We start from the raw sequence: 18,556 nt of genomic DNA, 5'->3' as shown, positions 1-18,556 counted from the left end.
GGACCGTAGTCCGGTTAACCAGAGTATGCCTGCCATCACCGCTGACACCCTGACCCTTCCCAGGATCACGCCGCCGTCGCCGTCGGACACCGAACGGCCAGTCCGCTCCATCACCACCGGCCCACGCGGCTACGAGGGTGAGGGCTTTCCGGTCGTTCGGGCGTTCGCCGGCGTCAGCGCCGCAGACCTCGACCCGTTCGTGCACATGGACCAGATGGGCGAGGTCGAGTACGAGCCCGGTGAGCCCAGGGGCACCGACTGGCATCCGCACCGCGGGTTCGAGACCGTCACGTACATGATCGACGGCCGATTCGCCCACCAGGATTCACACGGCGGCGGCGGATTGATCACCGACGGCGCCACCCAGTGGATGACGGCCGGATCCGGGATCCTGCACATCGAGACCCCGCCCGCCGAACTCGTCGAGAGCGGTGGCCTGTTCCACGGCGTCCAACTGTGGGTCAACCTGCCGCGCCGTGACAAGTTCGCGCCGCCGCGCTACCAGGCCATCGAGGGCAACGAGGTCAAGCTGCTGGCATCGGCCGACGGCGGCGCGCTGGTGCGCGTCATCGCGGGTGAGATCGACGGGCAGCAGGGCCCCGGCATCACCCACACACCGATCACGTTGGCGCACACCACGATCCAACCCGGTGCTCGCCTCGACATCCCGTGGCACCGCCAGTTCAACGCGTTGGCCTATGTGCTCTCCGGCCGCGGTACTGTCGGCCCGGCGCGGCATCCGATCCGGCAGGGCCAACTCGCCGTGCTCGGAGCCGGTGACCGCATCAGCGTGGCCGCCGACACCACGCAAGACTCACACCGCCCCGCACTCGAGGTACTTCTGCTCGGCGGCAAGCCGATCCGCGAACCGGTGGTCCAGTACGGCCCGTTCGTGATGAACACCAAAGAGGAGCTGATCCAGGCGCTCGAGGACTACCAGGCCGGCAGGTTCGGCACCATCCCGCCCAATGCGTTGATGCCGCACCGGATCTGACGGCCGTCGTATCAGGAACGCCTGGGGTAGAACAACTCCAGCCCGCCCAGATGCGCGGCGACGGTCACCAACGGCAGCGCCGCCGCGACCGCCAGGTCACCGTTGCCGGGGCGGTCGGCCTTGAACTGCAACGTCTCGACCTGCGCCGCCTCGGCGCGCAGCGTCATCACGAAGTCGTCGCTGATCGGCGGCAGCGACTCTTGGCTGCTGCCGGTGATCCGTTCAGTGACCACCTTCGCATGGGTTTCCAGCACCGCCTTGGTCTGGTCGTAGACGCCCAGCGGCGGTGGGACGACGTCGGCGATCAGCTCCGCGGCGGCCCGCAGCCGGACTGCCCGGTTGGCCGCGCGCACCGTGGGTGCGCGGATGTCGGTGACGCCGCCGTTCTCCGAAAGGAACTGGCGCACAGCGTCGTCGGCGGTGCGCGTCGCGACCAGCGCCTCGTGGCTCAGCGTGTGCACACGGTTGCTGGCTTCTTCGGAGGCACCGCGGGTGACGCGCTGCACCGCCGCCTTGAGGAACTTCGCGCTGACGGCGAACGCCTGGTCGATCGCGGTGTTCACCCGCGCCGCGGCGCCGCGCGGCCACAGCAGCACCGACACCATGACGCCCACCAGCGCGCCGACCGCCACGTCCTCGACGCGCGCCAGCCCGACACTCCAGCCGGTCGGCGCGATCAGGTTGAACGTGATCAGCACCATCATGGTGAACGCCGCCTGCCCGGCGATGAACGACGCGACCTCGGGCACGAACGCCGACCCGAACGCCACGATCGGCAGCAGCGTCCACATCACGACCGGATCGACGCCGACGAGTTCGATGACGATCACACCCAACACGAAACCGATTCCGGTGCCGAGGACCGCGCGCACGACGCGCGTCCCGGTGGTCAGCGCGCTGCTGCGCAGCACCGACATCGCGCCGAGCACCACCCAGAAGCCGTGTTCGAGCGGCAGCAGGTGCGTGACGGCGACCGCAAGCGCGAGGCCGAGGCCGGTGCGCACGGCGTTGCGGAACGCCACGGCCCTGGTGGCCAGAAACCCCCGGGTGATCTGTGCGACGGCGGTGGTCTCGGGCATCACCCAGTCGGCCGTGCCGGTCGGCGGCAGGCCGCGGCCCAGCACCCGGTCCCAGACCGGGCGGCCGTCGGCGGCGGCCGCGTTGCGGATGACACGGCCGGTCACCCCGACCGTCGCCGAAAAAGTGCGTCGCCCCAACAGGTTCCGGCCGACCTTCGTCGCCGTCTCGTCGTCCGGCGACTCGAGAATCGCGACGATGTCCTCGCGGTAGTTGCCCTGCGCGACGGCGCGCAACTCGCTCAGCGCGAGGTTCAGGTCGGCGCCGCGGACGCCTCGGGCCGCGGGATCGGAAATCTGCAGCACGTCGGCGCAGTTGCGCAGGACCCGCACCAACGGCTGCCTCATCTCGCCGAGCTGGCGACCGGTGTCCTCAGTGAGGCGGTCCGACAGGTAGCCGAGGTCGTCGACGACGCGCACCAGCGCGCGGCTACCCGCGCTCAGCGCGACGGGCCGGAAGTCGGCGTACAGGAACGTCTCCCACAACGCGTTCATCGCCCGCGTCACCTCTTTGACCGTCGCGGCGCCCTCCAGCGCGTCGGCGAGCTTGGTGCACACCGCCGCCGCGTCGGCGCGCAGCTCGTCGTGATGGCGCGGGGGAAGCAGGAACAGCGCCGCGGGCACGCACACCGCCAGCGCGATGAGCCAGCCGAGCAGCCGTTCGGGGATGGGTCCCACCGGGGTGCACACCGGCAGCACGAAAGTCAGCAGCGTCGCGCGCTGGCCCGCCGCGATGATCTCGCTGAGCACCCCGGAGAACGTCACCACCACGCCGAGCACGAACATCACCGCGACCGCCAGCCACGGATGCGGCGCGACCAGCGTGCCGAGCGTGATGAGCACGACGCCGTTGACGCCGAGCCCGCCGTACGCCAGCGCGCGGGCCGGCCGGTTGCCGGGGAAGTCCAACACGATCAGCAGCGCCACCGAACCGAAGATGGTGAACAACGGCGTCTGCGAGTCGCTGGCCACCAGAAAGCTGATGGCCGCGGCAATCGGCAGCACCACCGCCGCCCGCGTCGCACGGCGCAGCGCGTCGTGCTCGGGGTCGCGCTGCCGGCTCCGGTCGAACACGCGACGCCGCAACCGCCTCATGACAGGCGGTCAGCCGGGTGCGTCCTGGTGCCGCGTGCGCTATTCACCGTCGGAAACCGACGCGAAGCGCCCGGAATCGAGGAAGGCGATCATCTGCGCCGCGATCCACTCCAGCGTGGCGGCATCGCGCGGCAAGGTGGCCTGTTCGTAGCCGACCAGCAAATAGACCGCCCACGCCGCGAACACGTGCGCCTGGCGCTCGTCTTGCACGATCTGCAACGCCGACTCGTACATGATCTCGTAGCGTTGCTGGTCCACCGTGCGCTGAACCGCGTGCACATCGGGATCGACCGCGCTCCACACCCGGATCGCCGCCTCCGCACCGTGGGGCAGGCCCAAGCCGATCTGCACCAGCATGTCGATGCGGCGACGCGGATCGGGCTCGGCGCGCACGGCGTCGATGAGGAGCACAGTGCGGTCCTGCATCCAGTGCGCGACGAGCTCCTTGGTGTATTCGGCCCAGTTCGGAAAGTAGTGGTAGAAGGATCCGGTGGTGACGCCGAGACGGTTGCACACTTCGGCCAGCTTCAACCCGCCGTAACCGAGGTCGGACAGGACGTCGAGGCCGGTGTCGAAGTAGGCCGCGCGCGATACGACACTCGCCATGGGAGGCGACACTAGTTCGTCCACCCCGATTCTCTCTATGCGAATTCGTCCGCGTCGGGATGGAGTATTTGCTGGTCGTGCCCGTCAGGCCGGCCCCAACCAGGCTGTTGCGGTTATCGCACGTGAGGTGTGGCACAATTTGACCGTGCCGCATACCGCGAGTAGAGGCCCAGGCCGTCCCCCCGCAGCGAAGGCCGCCGAGACGCGGGAACGCATCATAAAGGCGGCTCGCGAGGTCTTCAGCGAACTCGGGTACGACGCCGCGACTTTTCAGGCGATCGCGATTCGCGCCGACCTCACCCGGCCGGCCATCAACCACTATTTCGCCAGCAAGCAGGTGCTGTGGCGGGAAGTCGTCGAGCAGACCAACGCGATGATCGCCCGCGAGGGCAGGGCCAAGGCCGAGAACGAGACGAACCTGCTCAACCGGCTCAGCGCCTATTTCACCGCGGCGATGCAGGCCGACTCCGAGGACCGCTCCGCGGCGGCCTTCCTGGTCACGTCGGTGCTGGAGTCCCAGCGGCACCCCGAGCTGGGCGGCGACGAGCACGACGCGCTGAAGAACTCACGCGAGTTCATCTCGTGGGCCATCAACGACGCGATCAAGCGCGGTGAGCTCAGCACCGACACCGACGTCAAGCACCTGGTCGAGATGCTGGTCGCGGTGATGTGGGGCATGGGTTTCTACGCCGGGTTCGTCGGCACGCACGAGGAGCTGACCGCGGTGATGCACAAGTTCGAGCTGCTGATGGCCAACAAGCTGTGGCAGCTGAACCAGTGACGTCGCGCACAGCTCGCATAGCCTGACTAAGTTCTTCGATTACCATGGCGCCCGATGAGTTCTCTGCGCACAGACGATGACACCTGGGACATCGCGACCAGCGTCGGCTCGACCGCGGTGATGGTGGCCGCTGCCCGCGCCGCCGAGACCGCGCGCGACGAACCGCTGATCCGCGACCCGTTCGCCAAGGTGCTCGTGCAGGGCGCGGGGACCGGCGTCTGGGAACTGATCCTCGACGACGAGTTCGACGCCAAGGTCGCCGAGGTCGACCCCGAGGTCGCCGCCATCTTCGAGCACATGGGCAACTACCAGGCGGTGCGCACCCACTTCTTCGACGAGTTCTTCACCGATGCCACCGCCGCGGGCATCCGGCAGGTCGTCATCCTGGCCTCCGGTCTGGACTCGCGGGCCTACCGGCTGTCCTGGCCGAACGGCACCGTCGTGTTCGAGATCGATCAACCCAAGGTGCTCGAGTACAAGGCCGCCCGGCTCGCCGAGCACGGCACGCTGCCGTCGGCGCGGCGCCACGCCGTGGCCGTCGACCTGCGCGCGGACTGGCCGCAGGCGCTGCGGGAGGCCGGCTTCGACCCCGACGCGCCGACCGCCTGGCTGGCCGAGGGACTGCTGATGTATTTGCCCGCCGACGCGCAGGACCGGCTGTTCGAACAGATCACCGCGCTCAGCGCGCCCGGAAGCCGGGTCGCGGTCGAGACCGTCGGCACGCAGGCCGACGAGCGTCGCGCGGAGATGCGGGCGCGGTTCGAACGGATCGCGGCGCAGTTCGGCATGGAGCAGACGCTCGACGTCGCCGAGCTGATGTACAACGACCCCGACCGCGCCGACGTCCACCAGTGGCTCGACGCGCACGGCTGGCGGGCCGCGGCCGTCAGCGCCCAGGAGGAGATGAGCCGCCTGGGCCGGTGGGTGCTGCCCGCCGACGAGTACGGCGACGACGCGTTCTCCTCCTTCGTCACCGCCGAACGGATCGGCTGACCGCCCGAACGGGCGACATGAGGGGCACGAACTTGCCCCTGACGGGGGCCCCAACCGGTTGGTTAGGATCGGGTTATTCCTAAGGTCAGGAAGGACACCCACCATGACCACTGAATTCGCCGCGCCCGCGCAATCCACCACCGACATCCCGGCCGTCGTCCGTCGGCTCCGCGAGACGTTCAACACCGGCCGCACCAAGGACCTGGACTGGCGCAAGCAGCAGCTCCAAGCCATGGAGCGGCTGGTCACCGAGAACGAGGACGCCATCGCCGAGGCGCTGCACCAAGACCTCGGCCGCAACCGATTCGAGGCATGGCTGGCCGACATCGCCAGCACCGCGGGGGAGGCCAAGGACGCCGCCAAGAACGTCCGTAAGTGGGCCCGCCGCCGCTACCGGCTGCTGGAGCTCTCGCAGCTGCCCGGACGCGGCTGGGTCGAATACGAGCCCTACGGCACGGTGCTGATCATCGGCGCCTGGAACTTCCCGTTCGTGTTGACGCTCGGGCCGGCCATCGGGGCGATCGCGGCGGGCAACACCGTCGTGCTCAAACCGTCCGAGGTGTGCCCGGCGTCGTCGGCGCTGATGGCCGAGTTGGTGCCCAAGTACCTCGACAACGACGCGATCGTGGTGGTCGAGGGCGACGGCGCGGTCAGCCAGGAGCTCATCGCGCAGGGCTTCGACCACATCTGCTTCACCGGCGGCACCGAGATCGGCCGCAAGGTCTACGAAGGTGCCGCACCGCACCTGACGCCCGTCACGCTGGAGCTGGGCGGCAAGAGCCCGGTGATCGTGTCCGCCGACGCCGACATCGACGTGGCGGCCAAGCGGATCGCGTGGACCAAGCTGATCAACTCCGGACAGATCTGCATCGCGCCCGACTACGTGCTGGCCGACGCGAGGATCCGGGACCAGCTCGTCGACAAGATCAAGGACGCGGTGACGAAGTTCGAGTCCGACAATCCCGACGGCAAGCGCATCGTCAACGAGCGCCACTTCAACAGGCTCACCTCCGCGCTGGCCGCGACCAAGGGCGACGTCGTCGTCGGCGGCGGATCAGACCCGGCGAAGGTCAGCATCCAGCCCACCGTCGTCGTCGACCCCGACCCGGCCGAACCGCTGATGACCGACGAGATCTTCGGACCGATCCTGCCGATCGTCACCGTCGAATCCCTCGACGACGCAATCGGTTTCGTCAACTCCCGGCCGAAGCCACTGGCGGCCTACCTGTTCACCAAGACCAAGAGCATCCGCGAGCGGGTCATCAAGGAGGTGTCGGCGGGCGGCATGGTGATCAACCACCTGCTGTTCCACTTCGCCACCAACAAACTGCCGTTCGGCGGGGTCGGACCGTCGGGCATGGGCGCTTATCACGGCAAGTACGGTTTCGAGCAGTTCAGCCACAAGAAGACCGTGATGACCAAGCCGACCCGACCCGATGTCGGAGCCTTCATCTATCCCCCGTATACAGAGAAGGCGCTTAAGCTCGCCAAACGTCTGTTCTAGCGATTTCGGCGTAGTTGGTCACGCTCAGGTTGACCAACTACGCCGAAATCTGAATCTGAGAAGGGAAACACATGCCAGGAGTGCAGGACCGCGTCATCGTCGTCACCGGGGCCGGGGGCGGTCTCGGCCGCGAATACGCCTTGACGCTCGCCAAGGAGGGCGCCAGCGTCGTCGTCAACGACCTCGGCGGCGCCCGCGACGGCACCGGCGCCGGGTCGGCGATGGCCGACCAGGTGGTCGCCGAGATCAAGGAAGCCGGCGGCCGCGCGGTGGCCAACTACGATTCAGTGGCCGAGTCCGAGGGCGCCGAGAACATCATCAAGACCGCGCTCGACGAGTTCGGCAAGATCGACGGCGTCGTCTCCAACGCGGGCATCCTGCGCGACGGCACCTTCCACAAGATGTCCTTCGAGAACTGGGACGCGGTGCTCAAGGTGCACCTGTACGGCGGGTACAACGTGATCCGTGCGGCGTGGCCGCACTTCCGGGAGAACAGCTTCGGCCGCGTCGTGGTCGCCACCTCGACCAGCGGGCTGTTCGGCAACTTCGGGCAGGCCAACTACGGCGCCGCGAAGCTGGGTCTGGTCGGGCTGATCAACACGCTGGCGCAGGAAGGTGCGAAGTACAACATCAAGACCAACGCCGTCGCGCCCATCGCGGCCACCCGGATGACGCAGGACATCCTTCCGCCGGAGGTCTTCGAGAAGCTGACGCCGGAGTACGTGGCGCCGGTGGTGTCCTACCTGATGACGGAGGAAGTCCCCGACACCGCTTCGGTGTTCATCGTCGGCGGTGGCAAGGTGCAGCGCGCCGCGCTGTTCCAGAACGAGGGCGTGACGTTCACCGAGGTGCCGTCGGTCGACGACATCGCCGCCAAGTGGGGCGAGATCACCGACCTGTCGGCCGCGCAACGCGCGACGTTCAGCCTCGGCTGAGCGTCACCGCATGAAAGCGCTTGTCGCGCGGGAGCTTTCCGGTCCGGCGGGTCTGGACTTCGCCGATGTCGACGACCCCGTTGCGGGCGACGACACGGTGATCATCGATGTCCGGGCCGCCGGGGTCAGCTTTCCCGACCTGCTGTTGCTGCGCGGTGAATACCAGCTGAGGCTGGAGCCGCCGTTCGTTCCCGGCATGGAGGTCGCCGGGGTGGTGCGGTCGGCGCCGTACGAGTCCGAGTTCACGCCGGGCCAACGGGTCACGGCGATGGCGATGCTCGGCGGGTGGGCCGAGCAGGTGGCCGTGCCGATCGCCCACGTCACGCCCACACACGACGACCTCGACGACGCCGAATCCGTCGCGCTGATGGGCAATTACCAGACGATGTACTTCGCGCTGGCCAAGCGCGGGGCGCTGCGCCCGGGCGAGACGGTGCTGGTGCTGGGCTCGGCGGGCGGCATCGGCGTCGCCGCCATCCAGATCGCAAAGGCGCTGGGCGCCAAGGTGATCGCGCTGGTGCACCGTCCGCACGCCATGGAGTTCGTGAAATCGCTTGGCGCCGACGTGGTTCTGCCGCTGGCCGACGGGTGGCTGCAGGCGGTCAAGGACGCGACAGGCGGCGAGGGTGTCGATCTGGTGGTCGACCCGATCGGCGGGGAGGCGTTCGACGACGCGGTGCGGGCGCTGGCCATCGAGGGCAGGCTGCTGGTGATCGGCTTCGCCTCCGGCGGCGGCATTCCCACCGTCAAGGTGAACCGGCTGCTGCTGCGCAATGTCGCGGTGATCGGCGTCGGCTACGGCGAATACGTCAACCGCAAACCGGGGTCGCAGTCGGTCTTCGCGTTCGGTGTCGGCGAGCTGGTCAAGGCGGGGCTGCGTCCGCCGCCGCCGGTGCGCTACGGCCTTTCCGAGGGTGCCGCCGCGCTGCAGGCCCTCGCCGACGGCGGGGTGCTGGGCAAGGTCGTGCTGGAGCCCTCTCGGTGAGCCCGAAGAGCATCGGGTGATGCGTCCGCGGGCACTTGCCTTCGACGTCTTCGGCACGGTCGTCGACTGGCGGTCGTCAGTCATCGCCGAACTCAAGGCGTTCGGCCGCCGTCACGACGCGCACCGCGACTGGGCGGCCGTCGCCGACAGCTGGCGAGCCGGCTATGTCCCGGCGATGGACCAGGTGCGTCGCGGCGAGCTGCCGTGGATGACGATCGACGACCTGCACCGGATGATCCTCGTCGAACTGCTCGAGGCGGTCGGCCTGGATTCGGTCGGTGATGACGAGGTCGACCACCTCAACCGCGCATGGCATCGCCTCGACCCGTGGCCCGACTCCATCGCCGGGCTGGAACGGCTCAAGCAGCAGTACCTGATCACCACGTTGTCCAACGGCAACGTCTCGCTGCTGACCAACATGGCCAAGCGTGCCGGGCTGCCGTGGGACTGCGTCATCTCCGCGGAGCTGTTCCGGCATTACAAGCCCGACCCCGAGGCCTATCTCGGCTGCGCCGAGCTGCTCGACGTGGCGCCGGCGGAGCTGATGCTGGTGGCCGCCCATCCGGCCGACCTGCGGGCGGCACGCAGCGCGGGCCTGTTGACCGCGTACGTGCCGCGTCCGCTTGAGCGTGGTCCGCGCCGCTTACCGCATCGGGTCGACGGCGACGAGTTCGACCTCACCGCAACCGATTTCCTGGACCTCGCCGACAAGCTGGGCGGGCGTAGCGTGGGTTCGTGACCACCACGCTGCCGCCCGCCCTGAGCCGGGCGATCGACCTGTTCATCGAACCGCCGTCGGATCCCGACGTCAGCAGGGGCTACCTCGACCTGCTCAGCGGCCAGTCGAGCGCGGCACCGCCGCGGAACACCGGGTTCATCCAGGCCGTGTGGGCGTCGGGCATCGGGTCGCTGCTATACGACAACGCGCAGGCCTTCGCCCGCCGGTTTCTCGGTGCCTGGCGAACGCCGATCGACTGGCTCGCCATCCCGCAGGGCGGTGTCGCGCTCGACATCGGAAGCGGCCCCGGCAATGTGACAGCGGCGCTCGGCAGCGCGGCCGGACCGGACGGGCTGGCGATCGGCGTCGACATCTCCGAACCCATGCTGGCCCGAGCGGTCCGCGCCCACGCCGGTCCCAACGTGGCCTTCTTGCGCGGCGACGCCCAACGGCTGCCGTTTCGCGACGAGACCGTCGACGCGGTGACGTCACTGGCCGTGCTGCAGCTGGTACCCGAGCCTGCGGCCGCGGTCGCCGAGATGCTCCGGGTGTTGCGGGCCGGCCGCCGTATCGCGGTGATGGTGCCGACCGTCGGCACGATGCCGCCGCCACTGCGGCTGCTGCCGAGCAGCGGCGCGCACTTCTTCGGCGAGGATGAGCTCGGCGACCTGTTCGAACAGGTCGGGTTCGAGCGAGTTCGAACCAAGACCTTCGGCAACATCCAGTGGGTGCGCGGGCGACGACCGTGAGCGCCGGCGGGATCATCTTGGTCGCACTGGTGATCGCGGTGGGGCTGGTCGGCATCGTGGTGCCGGTGCTGCCCGGAACGCTGCTGGTGTTCGGCGCGATCCTGGTATGGGCCGTCATCGAGGGCCGCGAATACCCCGTCACCGCGTGGGTGACGTTCGCCGCGGCCAGCGCGCTGTTGGCGGCCGCCATGGCGGTCAAGTACCTGTGGCCCGTCAAACGGATGCGGGCCGCCGAGGTGCGGACCCGGATCCTGGTCGTCGGCGCGGTGTTCGGCATCATCGGGTTCTTCGTCATCCCGGTGCTGGGTCTGGTGCTCGGTTTCGTGCTCGGCGTGTACCTGGCCGAGCTCGCCGACCGCCGCGATCAACGGCTGGCGTGGACGTCGACCAAGGAGGCGGTCAAAGGCGTCGCGCTTTCGGTCGGGGTGGAGCTGGCCGGCGCGGTGCTGGCGACCGCCGTTTGGGTCATCGGGGTATATGTGACGCATTAGCTTGCAGGAATGGCCAAGCTCCGTTTCGGATACTTCATCGCACCGTTTCACCGCCCCGGCACCAACCCCACCCTGGCGTTGCAGCGCGACCTCGAGTTCGTCGAGCACCTCGACGCGCTCGGCTACGACGAGGCGTCGATCGGTGAACACCACTCGGCGGGAAGCGAGATCATCAGCTCGCCGGAGGTGTTCATCGCGGCGGCCGCCCAGCGGGCCAAGCGGATCCGGTTCGGCACCGGCGTCATCTCGCTGGCCTACCACAACCCGCTGTGGGTGGCGGACCGGCTGATGCTGCTGGATCACCTCACCCACGGCCGCATCATCGGCGGCATGGGACCGGGCTCGCTGCCCACCGACGCCGCGATGATCGGGCTGACGCCCACCGATACCCGCGAGCTGCTGGAGACCAACCTCGACATCGTCGTGCGGTTGCTAAAGGGCGAGACCGTCACCACCAAGACCGCCACCCACGAACTGCACGACGCGCGGCTGCAGCTGGCGCCCTACGCCGAGGACGGCATCCCGTTGGCGGTCGCCGCCGTGGCGTCACCGACGGGCGCCCGGTTGGCCGGCAAGCACGGCATCGGCCTGCTGTCGATCGGCGCCACCCTGGTCGTGGAGGGCTTCGACGCGCTGGCCTACCACTGGGGCATCGCCGAGGAGCGTGCGGCGACCTTCGGCACGACGGTGGACCGCAGGAACTGGTCGCTGGTGGGCCCGTTCCACATCGCCGAGACGGACGAGCAGGCCCGCGCCGACGTCCGGTTCGGGATCGAGCCGTGGTTCCACTACTTCCAGAAGGTCGCGGCGTTCCCGCAGATGACCATGCCGGGCGATCACATCGACGAGATGATCGACATCATCAACGAAGCAGGCGCAGGCGTCATCGGCACTCCCGAGCGGGCGCGCGCGCAGGTGCAGCGGCTGTGGGACCAGTCCGGCGGGTTCGGCTGCCTGCTGCAGATGGGCCACGAGTGGGCCAACCCCGCCGCCACCCGACGCTCTGCCGAACTCTTTGCCGCCGAGGTGATTCCGCACTTCCAGGGTCAGGCTCAGCCGACGCTGGAGGCCGCCGCCCGCGCCAGCGACGTGCGGGAGAACCTGGCGGCCACGCAGATGAGCGCGATCGAGCACATGACCAAGAAGTACGAGGCGGAAAAGGGCGGCTAGCCGCTAGTCCAGCAGGGTGGCGCGCACCTTGGTGAGGTCCTCGTCGGTGACGCCCGCGGCCTCGAGATAGGCGCGCAGCGTGCCGAACTCCCGCTCGATCGTCTGCCAGGCGGAACCCAGGTAGTCCTCGCGTACCCCGAGCACTTCGTCGGTCAGCCGGGCCTCGGCGAAGGTGACGACTTCGGGCGTCTCCGAACGCTCGCGCACCGACTCCAGGATGCGCTCCCGCAGCAGCGGCACCGCTTCGTTGCTGCGCAGAAAGTCGGTGAGCACCGCGTCACGCTCGACGCCGACCGCTTCCAACACGGTGGCGACGGTGAACCCCGTGCGGTCCTTACCCGCGAAACAGTGCGTGATCACCGGACGGCCGTCGGTGAGCAACGTAATCACCTGTCGCACAGCGCGTCGCGCCCCACCAAGCGTCGGGAACCGACGGTACTCCTCGGTCATGAACCGCCGGGCGGCCACCGCGACGTCTTCGTCGTCGGGCTTCTCGCTCATCATCTTCTGGAAGGTGGCCTCGTGTGGTGCCTCTCCGTCGACCGCCGAGACATCGGGAAACGGCAGCAGATGCACCGCGATCCCCGGCGGCACCGCGCCGGGCCCCCGACGCTCGACCTCCCGAGGGGAACGCAGATCCGCCACATCGGAGATGCCGAGCTCGACCAGCCGGCGTCGGCCCTCCTCGGAGAGCCTGCTCAGCTCACTGGACCGGAACAGGCGGCCGGGACGCACACCGGCCGTCGTCGCGACGTCACGAAAGTTCCACGCCCCGGACAGTTCCCCGATCTCGACGGCCACTACGACGTCACCGCCGCCGATGCGAACGCGCTCTGCTCCCTGCCGATTTCGGCGCGGGCGATGGTGCGCATGTGCACCTCGTCGGGGCCGTCGAACAGCCGCATCGCCCGATGCCAGCCGTACATCCTGGCGAGCGGCACGTCGTCGCTGACCCCGGCGCCGCCGTGCACCTGGATGGCGCGGTCGATCACGTCGCACGCCACCTGAGGAGCGACCGCCTTGATCTGGGCCACCTGCACCTGGGCGTCCTTGCTCTTGTTGCCGTGCTGGTCGATGGTCCACGCGGCCTTGTGGCACAGCAGCCGGGCCTGATCGATCTCGTTGCGCGACTTGGCGATCGACTCGCGCACCACTCCCTGTTCGGCGAGCGGTTTACCGAAGGCCACCCGCTTCTTGGCCCGGTCGACCATCAGTGCCAACGCCCGCTCGGCGGCGCCGAGGGCGCGCATGCAGTGGTGGATGCGGCCGGGGCCGAGGCGGGCTTGCGCGATCGCGAACCCGCTGCCCTCTTCGTGCAGCAGGTTCGCCGCGGGCACCCGCACGTTGTCGAAGACGATCTCGCAGTGCCCGTGCTGGTCCTGCCAACCGAACACCGGCAGCGAGCGGCGGATGTCGACGCCAGGGGTGTCGGTGGGCACCAGGATCATCGACTGCTGTTGATGGCTGGCCGCGTCGGGGTTGGTGCGGCCCATCACGATCATGATCTTGCAGCGCGGGTCGGCGGCGCCGGTGATCCACCACTTGCGGCCGTTGATGACGTAGTCGTCCCCGTCGGGCAGCATGGTGGTCTCGATGTTGCGGGCGTCCGAGGACGCCACGGCGGGTTCGGTCATCGCGAAGGCGCTGCGGATCTCACCGGCGAGCAGGGGCTCGAGCCACTGCGTGCGCTGCTGTTCGTTGGCGAACAGATGCAGGGTCTCCATGTTGCCGGTGTCGGGCGCGGCGCAGTTGGTCACCTCCGGGGCGATCTCCATGCTCCACCCCGTCAGCTCGGCCAGCGGCGCGTACTCGAGGTTGGTCAGCCCCGAGACCGGCGGCAAGAACAGGTTCCACAACCCCTGCTCTTTGGCCAGCGCCTTGAGTTCCTCGACCACGGGCGGAACGGTGTGGTCGTTGGGGCCGGCTTCTTCGCGATAGCGGTGGTATTCCGCCTCGGCGGGAAAGACATGCTCGATCATGAAAGCGGTCAGGCGGTTGTGGTAGTCCTGCGCCTTGGCCGACATCGCGAAGTCCATGCCCGCCACGATATGACACCCGCTAATCAGGCTTGTGCGCCGTCGGGCTCTGTTCGGATTCCCATTTCGCCTCCAGCGAACGGGTGACCCGGGCACCGGCGGCATATTCCACCTGGAACGTCGTGCCGTCGCCGGCCTGATAGGTGACGACGACGGCGCCGTCGGTGGTGGCGTCCTTGTGGACCACCTGGTACGGGGCGGGCTCGGCATCGGTGCGGGCAACGAGCACGATGTCGCCGGGTGCGACGTCGTCGATGGGGTCGTTTTCGGAGATGTTGGCCACCCTTTCGACGGTAGCAACAGCCGGGCGAAGCCGCCGTCGTCGGCAATCACACCGAAATCGGCTGAAACCGAACCTATTTCAGGTGTGAGTGTGGCCACAATCACGTTCGTAGCCCTTGTCTTTGGTCGGAGAAGCCAACAGAATCGAATAGGTAATCTGGACTGACTCCAAACTAGACCAAGGATGGTGTGTAAACCCATGGCATTGCTGACGATCGGTGACCAGTTCCCCCGTTACGACATGGCGGCGGTTATCGGTGGTGATCTCTCCCAGGTAGATGCCAAGCAGCCCGACGACTACTTCACCCGCGTGACCAGCGACGATCACGAAGGCAAGTGGCGGATCATCTTCTTCTGGCCGAAGGACTTCACCTTCGTGTGCCCGACGGAGATCGCGGCGTTCGGCAAGCTCAACGACGAGTTCGAGGACCGCGACGCCAAGGTGATCGGCGTGTCGGTGGACAACGAGTTCGTGCACTTCCAGTGGCGTGCCCAGCACGAGGACCTCAAGAAGCTGCCGTTCCCGATGGCATCGGACCTCAACCGCGAGCTGAGCCTGGCCACCGGTGTGCTCAACGCGGACGGCGTCGCTGACCGGGCCACGTTCATCGTCGACCCCAACAACGAGATCCAGTTCGTGTCGGTGACCGCTGGCTCGGTGGGCCGCAACGTCGACGAGGTGCTGCGCGTGCTCGACGCGCTGCAGTCCGACGAGCTGTGCGCCTGCAACTGGAAGAAGGGCGACCCGACCATCAAGCCGGCCGAGCTGCTGGCCGAGGCGGTGTGATTCGTGAGCATCGAGAACATCCGGGAAGCGCTTCCCGAGTACGCCAAGGACCTCAAGCTCAACCTCGGCAGCATCGTGCGGACCACCGAGCTGTCCGAACAACAGCTGTGGGGTGCGCTGGTGGCGACGGCCGCGGCGACCAAGTCCGAGCGGCTGATTCGTGAGGTCGCCGAGGACGCGCTGGACATCCTCAGCGAAGAGGCCTACAACGCGGCACTCGGCGCCGCGGCCATCATGGGGATGAACAACGTGTTCTACCGCACCAAGGGGCAGCTCGACGGCGCCTACGACGACCTGCGCGCGGGTCTGCGGATGAACATCATCGGCAACCCCGGGGTCGCCAAGGAGGACTTCGAGCTGTGGTCGCTGGCGGTCTCGGCGATCAACGGCTGCGGGCACTGCGTGGCCGCGCACGAGAAGACGCTGCGCGACGCGGACGTCTCGCGCAGCGTGATCTTCGAGGCGATCCGGCTGGCGTCGATCGTCTCCGGCGTCGCACAGGCGCTGCAGACGGCCGACGTGCTGACCGCCGTCTAGATCGCACAGGACACCGCACAAGACGACGAAAGCGGGGCACCTCAGTGGTGCCCCGCTTTTGTCGTTCGGCTCAGGGGTGGTAGCCGGGCTGCAGGTTCATGATGTGCTCGGTGCGGTGGTGATGCGAGCCCGGGAGGGCCTCCGGGGCCGGATGCGCGGTGTGCGTCGGCGTGGCGACGATGCCCGGCCGCGGGGTGTGATCCTGGGAGTAGGTCCCCGCGCTGGCGGCACCGGCGAAGCCGAGCGCCCCGGCGATGATCCCCGCCGAGATGACCGGCAGCGCGAAGTAGCGGGCGAAGCGGCGAGTGGTGTTGGTGTTCATTTTCGAAATCTCCTGTGTTCGTGTTGCTTTTCGGTCTGTCCGCCGGTCGTTCCCGGCGATGACTCAAGAGTGCTGCACGGCGAACGCGTTGTATGTCGGGCGGCCGGGGGATACATCGGATGAACCGGTTGTCCCCCAATCGGTGGAACCGGCGGCCAAGCCCGGAGCGAATCGAGACGGCGGATCGGACTGGTCATCCGGGCCGAGGACAATCCCCTAGGCGGTGGTCAGGGGCTGTATTGACGTAAAAGTAAATATTCCGTGGGAATCATCTCGCGCGCCGAACGGCTGGGGTACATTCCCGTCCAGGGGGATTGATCTTGTTCGGGCAACCTCACCCATATCGCGTCAGCGCCTCGCGGTCCCGGCGGTCTGTCGGGCGGGTAGCGGCCTCAGCTGAGTCCGCCCGTCCGTCGTTCGTTCTCCACCTGGCGTTACAAGGGGCGTTGCGCGGCCGCAACGTCGAGTACGGCGTGACCGCCGACACCGGTGGCCACATCCGATACCTCATGGGACTGGTCGGGGCGTCAGAACAGGACCCGACGGTCGAGCGAATCACCATCGCCACCCGCGCATTTCGCGGATTCCTCGGCGACGAATACTGGCAGACCCGCGAGACCGTCACCCCCAAGATCGAAATCGTTCGGTTCCCCACCGCGCAGCCCGGCTATCTTCCCAAAGAGGAACTCTGGCGCGAGGTTCCGTCGTTCGCCGACGCGGTGATCGAATGGATCGAGAACCAGCCAAAACGTCCGGACATCCTGCACGCACACTATGCGGATGCCGGCGTGGTGGCCGCCATTGTGCGTGAGCGCCTTGGCATTCCGTTCGTCTTCACCTCACACTCCCTCGGCCGGGTGAAACTCGACGCGTTCACACGAAGCAGCGGTGAAGCGATGACCGATGCCGCCGAAAGCCTCGAGCACCGCTTGGCGGCTGAGGAACGCGCACTGGCCGATGCGGCCTTGGTGATCGCGAGCTCTCGCGACGAAGCCGAAATTCAATACGCGGGCTATGACAGCTACGCGCCGGGCAAGATCCGTGTGGTCCCGCCCGGCAGCGATCTGACCATGTTCACCAGCGCTCGGTCATCGATAGCGGTGGACCGCATGATCAACCGCTTTCTCGACGATCCCGACAAGCCGCCGATCCTTGCGATCGCGCGCCCGGTGACGAAGAAGAATCTGATCGCGATGGTCGAGGCATTCGGCGAAAGCCCCGAACTGCAGAACCGGGCGAACCTGGTACTCATCGCGGGCAGCCGCACGGACATCGACGATCTCGAGCCCGAGCTTGCCGACAACCTGACCAGGATTCTCAAGACGATCGACCGCTACGACCTGTACGGCAAGGTGGCCTACCCCAAGGGCCACCGGCCCGAAGACCTTCCGGGACTCTACGCCTATGCCCGGGAACGTCGCGGCATCTTCGTCAACCCGGCGTTCAACGAACCGTTCGGACTGACGCTGTTGGAGGCGGCCGCGGTCGGCATACCCGTCATCGCGACCGACTCGGGCGGCCCGAACGACATCGTCGAAGTCTGCGGTAACGGCGTGCTGGTCGATGCCACGGTGCCCCGGTCGATCGCCGACGCCGCATTGGACATCCTGAGAAGCCCTGCGCTGTGGCACAAGTACGCCGCCTCCGGGGCGGCTGCGGTGAAAGCCTACGACTGGAAGGCCCACGCCAAGCGCTACCACGGCCTCATGCGGTCCATTCTCTCGACACCGAGCACGGAGCCGGCGAGACCGGCGCAACTGCTCATCACCGATATCGACAACACCCTGGTCGGCGACGAGGCCGCGCACGCTCAGTTCTGCCGCTGGCTGGCGCGTCAGAACGGCGTCGGTTTCGGTATAGCCTCCGGCCGGAGTTTCCACAGCGCGATGATGGTGCTCGAGCAAGAAGGCTCGCCGCGCCCCGAGGTGATGATCACATCGGTCGGCGCCGAAATCTACTACTTGACAGGCGATTCCACCACCTACGTCGGTGACGACGAGTGGGCGAAGATCATCGACGTCAACTGGGATCCCGATGCCGTGAACGAAATCCTGGGCACCGAGCCGGGGGTTCACCCTCAGGCGGAGCTCGAGCAACGTAGGTTCAAGGTCAGCTACCTGACCGACGGCGACAAGGGCCTCCGTCGGCGGCTGCAAGAGAAGTTCGCAGCCGAAGGGCTGCAGTGCACAGTCACCCACAGCCACGGCCGCTATCTGGACATCCTGCCCGTCCGCGCCTCCAAAGGTGCGGCGGTGATCCACGTACGCCGCCGGTACGGCTTGAGCGAGGACCAGGTGTTCGTCTCGGGCGACTCGGCCAACGACACGGAGATGCTGCGCACATTGCCGCAAGCCATCGTCGTGCAGAACTTCACCGACGACATGGCGAACTTGCCCGAGTTGGCGCACGCCTACTTCGCCTCCACCGGGTATGCGGCCGGAATCATCGAGGGCGTCGAGCATTTCAAGAACCGTGCCGTTACGCCGGCGGTGTAG

At 67.7% G+C, this 18,556-nt stretch carries 19 protein-coding genes; 13 read left to right on the top strand and 6 right to left on the bottom strand.

All coding sequences use genetic code 11. The features are described from left to right. Positions 1–25 precede the first annotated feature (25 nt). Positions 26–994, top strand: coding sequence for a pirin family protein (locus G6N28_RS10920; protein WP_163900167.1), 969 nt, complete (start codon positions 26–28; stop codon positions 992–994). A gap of 11 nt (positions 995–1,005) precedes the next feature. On the opposite strand, the gene G6N28_RS10915 is transcribed toward G6N28_RS10920, so the two are convergent. Beyond that, the gene (locus G6N28_RS10915) at positions 1,006–3,165 is read right to left on the bottom strand and encodes an FUSC family protein (RefSeq protein WP_163900165.1); all 2,160 of its coding nucleotides are present in this window, start codon (positions 3,163–3,165) and stop codon (positions 1,006–1,008) included. A 39-nt stretch (positions 3,166–3,204) separates the two neighbouring features. Further along, positions 3,205–3,771, bottom strand: coding sequence for a TetR/AcrR family transcriptional regulator (locus G6N28_RS10910; RefSeq protein WP_163900163.1), 567 nt, complete (start codon positions 3,769–3,771; stop codon positions 3,205–3,207). Positions 3,772–3,916: 145 nt separating this feature from the next. Between G6N28_RS10910 and G6N28_RS10905 the strand changes: the two genes are divergently transcribed. The 9 genes from G6N28_RS10905 to G6N28_RS10865 all read left to right on the top strand — a co-directional run bounded on the left by G6N28_RS10905 (position 3,917) and on the right by G6N28_RS10865 (position 12,097). Next, the gene (locus tag G6N28_RS10905) at positions 3,917–4,552 is read left to right on the top strand and encodes a TetR/AcrR family transcriptional regulator (RefSeq protein WP_163900160.1); all 636 of its coding nucleotides are present in this window, start codon (positions 3,917–3,919) and stop codon (positions 4,550–4,552) included. 54 nt (positions 4,553–4,606) lie between these two features. Further along, positions 4,607–5,545, top strand: a complete 939-nt coding sequence (locus tag G6N28_RS10900; RefSeq protein ID WP_163900158.1) for a class I SAM-dependent methyltransferase — start codon at positions 4,607–4,609, stop codon at positions 5,543–5,545. 103 nt (positions 5,546–5,648) lie between these two features. Beyond that, complete coding sequence (locus tag G6N28_RS10895; protein ID WP_163900156.1) at positions 5,649–7,049, top strand: aldehyde dehydrogenase family protein; 1,401 nt, start codon at positions 5,649–5,651, stop codon at positions 7,047–7,049. A gap of 71 nt (positions 7,050–7,120) precedes the next feature. Then, positions 7,121–7,984 (top strand): SDR family oxidoreductase, encoded by an 864-nt coding sequence (locus tag G6N28_RS10890; protein WP_163900154.1) that lies wholly within the window; start codon positions 7,121–7,123, stop codon positions 7,982–7,984. Between the two features lie 10 nt (positions 7,985–7,994). Then, positions 7,995–8,969 carry an NADPH:quinone oxidoreductase family protein gene (locus G6N28_RS10885; protein WP_163900152.1) on the top strand — a complete coding sequence of 325 codons (975 nt, stop codon included), beginning with the start codon at positions 7,995–7,997 and terminating at the stop codon, positions 8,967–8,969. Between the two features lie 19 nt (positions 8,970–8,988). After that, the gene (locus tag G6N28_RS10880; protein ID WP_163900150.1) at positions 8,989–9,708 is read left to right on the top strand and encodes a haloacid dehalogenase type II; all 720 of its coding nucleotides are present in this window, start codon (positions 8,989–8,991) and stop codon (positions 9,706–9,708) included. Then, complete coding sequence (locus tag G6N28_RS10875) at positions 9,705–10,436, top strand: methyltransferase domain-containing protein (RefSeq protein ID WP_163900148.1); 732 nt, start codon at positions 9,705–9,707, stop codon at positions 10,434–10,436. The genes G6N28_RS10880 and G6N28_RS10875 overlap by 4 nt, the downstream gene beginning before the upstream one ends. Next, the gene (locus G6N28_RS10870) at positions 10,433–10,927 is read left to right on the top strand and encodes a DUF456 domain-containing protein (protein ID WP_163900145.1); all 495 of its coding nucleotides are present in this window, start codon (positions 10,433–10,435) and stop codon (positions 10,925–10,927) included. The genes G6N28_RS10875 and G6N28_RS10870 overlap by 4 nt, the downstream gene beginning before the upstream one ends. A gap of 9 nt (positions 10,928–10,936) precedes the next feature. Then, positions 10,937–12,097 (top strand): LLM class flavin-dependent oxidoreductase, encoded by a 1,161-nt coding sequence (locus tag G6N28_RS10865; protein WP_163900143.1) that lies wholly within the window; start codon positions 10,937–10,939, stop codon positions 12,095–12,097. A 3-nt stretch (positions 12,098–12,100) separates the two neighbouring features. Here the strand turns inward: G6N28_RS10865 and G6N28_RS10860 are convergent, their stop codons facing one another. From G6N28_RS10860 to G6N28_RS10850, 3 genes are read right to left on the bottom strand one after another with little or no spacing between them, the layout of a single operon-like run. After that, positions 12,101–12,898 (bottom strand): tyrosine-protein phosphatase, encoded by a 798-nt coding sequence (locus tag G6N28_RS10860; RefSeq protein WP_163900141.1) that lies wholly within the window; start codon positions 12,896–12,898, stop codon positions 12,101–12,103. After that, the gene (locus G6N28_RS10855) at positions 12,898–14,133 is read right to left on the bottom strand and encodes an acyl-CoA dehydrogenase family protein (RefSeq protein WP_163900139.1); all 1,236 of its coding nucleotides are present in this window, start codon (positions 14,131–14,133) and stop codon (positions 12,898–12,900) included. The genes G6N28_RS10860 and G6N28_RS10855 overlap by 1 nt, the downstream gene beginning before the upstream one ends. A gap of 22 nt (positions 14,134–14,155) precedes the next feature. Continuing rightward, a complete protein-coding gene (locus G6N28_RS10850) occupies positions 14,156–14,416 on the bottom strand; it encodes a hypothetical protein (protein ID WP_163900137.1) in 261 nt (86 codons plus the stop codon). A gap of 198 nt (positions 14,417–14,614) precedes the next feature. Here G6N28_RS10850 and G6N28_RS10845 point away from each other — a divergent pair, with 198 nt between their 5' ends. Both G6N28_RS10845 and ahpD read left to right on the top strand, forming a co-directional pair. Beyond that, positions 14,615–15,202 (top strand): peroxiredoxin, encoded by a 588-nt coding sequence (locus tag G6N28_RS10845; protein ID WP_046753046.1) that lies wholly within the window; start codon positions 14,615–14,617, stop codon positions 15,200–15,202. A gap of 3 nt (positions 15,203–15,205) precedes the next feature. Next, the gene (ahpD, locus tag G6N28_RS10840) at positions 15,206–15,739 is read left to right on the top strand and encodes an alkyl hydroperoxide reductase AhpD (protein ID WP_163900135.1); all 534 of its coding nucleotides are present in this window, start codon (positions 15,206–15,208) and stop codon (positions 15,737–15,739) included. Positions 15,740–15,809: 70 nt separating this feature from the next. On the opposite strand, the gene G6N28_RS10835 is transcribed toward ahpD, so the two are convergent. Then, the gene (locus G6N28_RS10835; protein WP_163900133.1) at positions 15,810–16,061 is read right to left on the bottom strand and encodes a hypothetical protein; all 252 of its coding nucleotides are present in this window, start codon (positions 16,059–16,061) and stop codon (positions 15,810–15,812) included. Between the two features lie 446 nt (positions 16,062–16,507). Between G6N28_RS10835 and G6N28_RS10830 the strand changes: the two genes are divergently transcribed. Further along, on the top strand, positions 16,508–18,556 hold the full coding sequence (locus tag G6N28_RS10830) for an HAD-IIB family hydrolase (RefSeq protein WP_197745780.1): 2,049 nt from the start codon (positions 16,508–16,510) through the stop codon (positions 18,554–18,556).

The sequence above is a fragment of the Mycolicibacterium pulveris genome (assembly GCF_010725725.1).
Classification (GTDB): domain Bacteria; phylum Actinomycetota; class Actinomycetes; order Mycobacteriales; family Mycobacteriaceae; genus Mycobacterium; species Mycobacterium pulveris.
This window is presented reverse-complemented; position numbering and strand designations above follow the sequence as displayed.

Excerpts from the sequence above, each read along its gene's own strand:
- G6N28_RS10920 (WP_163900167.1), top strand. The coding sequence starts at position 26 with ATGCCTGCCATCACCGCTGACACCCTGACCCTTCCCAGGATCACGCCG.
- G6N28_RS10915 (WP_163900165.1), bottom strand. The coding sequence starts at position 3,165 with ATGAGGCGGTTGCGGCGTCGCGTGTTCGACCGGAGCCGGCAGCGCGAC.
- G6N28_RS10910 (WP_163900163.1), bottom strand. The coding sequence starts at position 3,771 with ATGGCGAGTGTCGTATCGCGCGCGGCCTACTTCGACACCGGCCTCGAC.
- G6N28_RS10900 (WP_163900158.1), top strand. The coding sequence starts at position 4,607 with ATGAGTTCTCTGCGCACAGACGATGACACCTGGGACATCGCGACCAGC.
- G6N28_RS10895 (WP_163900156.1), top strand. The coding sequence starts at position 5,649 with ATGACCACTGAATTCGCCGCGCCCGCGCAATCCACCACCGACATCCCG.
- G6N28_RS10890 (WP_163900154.1), top strand. The coding sequence starts at position 7,121 with ATGCCAGGAGTGCAGGACCGCGTCATCGTCGTCACCGGGGCCGGGGGC.
- G6N28_RS10885 (WP_163900152.1), top strand. The coding sequence starts at position 7,995 with ATGAAAGCGCTTGTCGCGCGGGAGCTTTCCGGTCCGGCGGGTCTGGAC.
- G6N28_RS10880 (WP_163900150.1), top strand. The coding sequence starts at position 8,989 with ATGCGTCCGCGGGCACTTGCCTTCGACGTCTTCGGCACGGTCGTCGAC.
- G6N28_RS10865 (WP_163900143.1), top strand. The coding sequence starts at position 10,937 with ATGGCCAAGCTCCGTTTCGGATACTTCATCGCACCGTTTCACCGCCCC.
- G6N28_RS10855 (WP_163900139.1), bottom strand. The coding sequence starts at position 14,133 with ATGGACTTCGCGATGTCGGCCAAGGCGCAGGACTACCACAACCGCCTG.
- G6N28_RS10845 (WP_046753046.1), top strand. The coding sequence starts at position 14,615 with ATGGCATTGCTGACGATCGGTGACCAGTTCCCCCGTTACGACATGGCG.
- G6N28_RS10835 (WP_163900133.1), bottom strand. The coding sequence starts at position 16,061 with ATGAACACCAACACCACTCGCCGCTTCGCCCGCTACTTCGCGCTGCCG.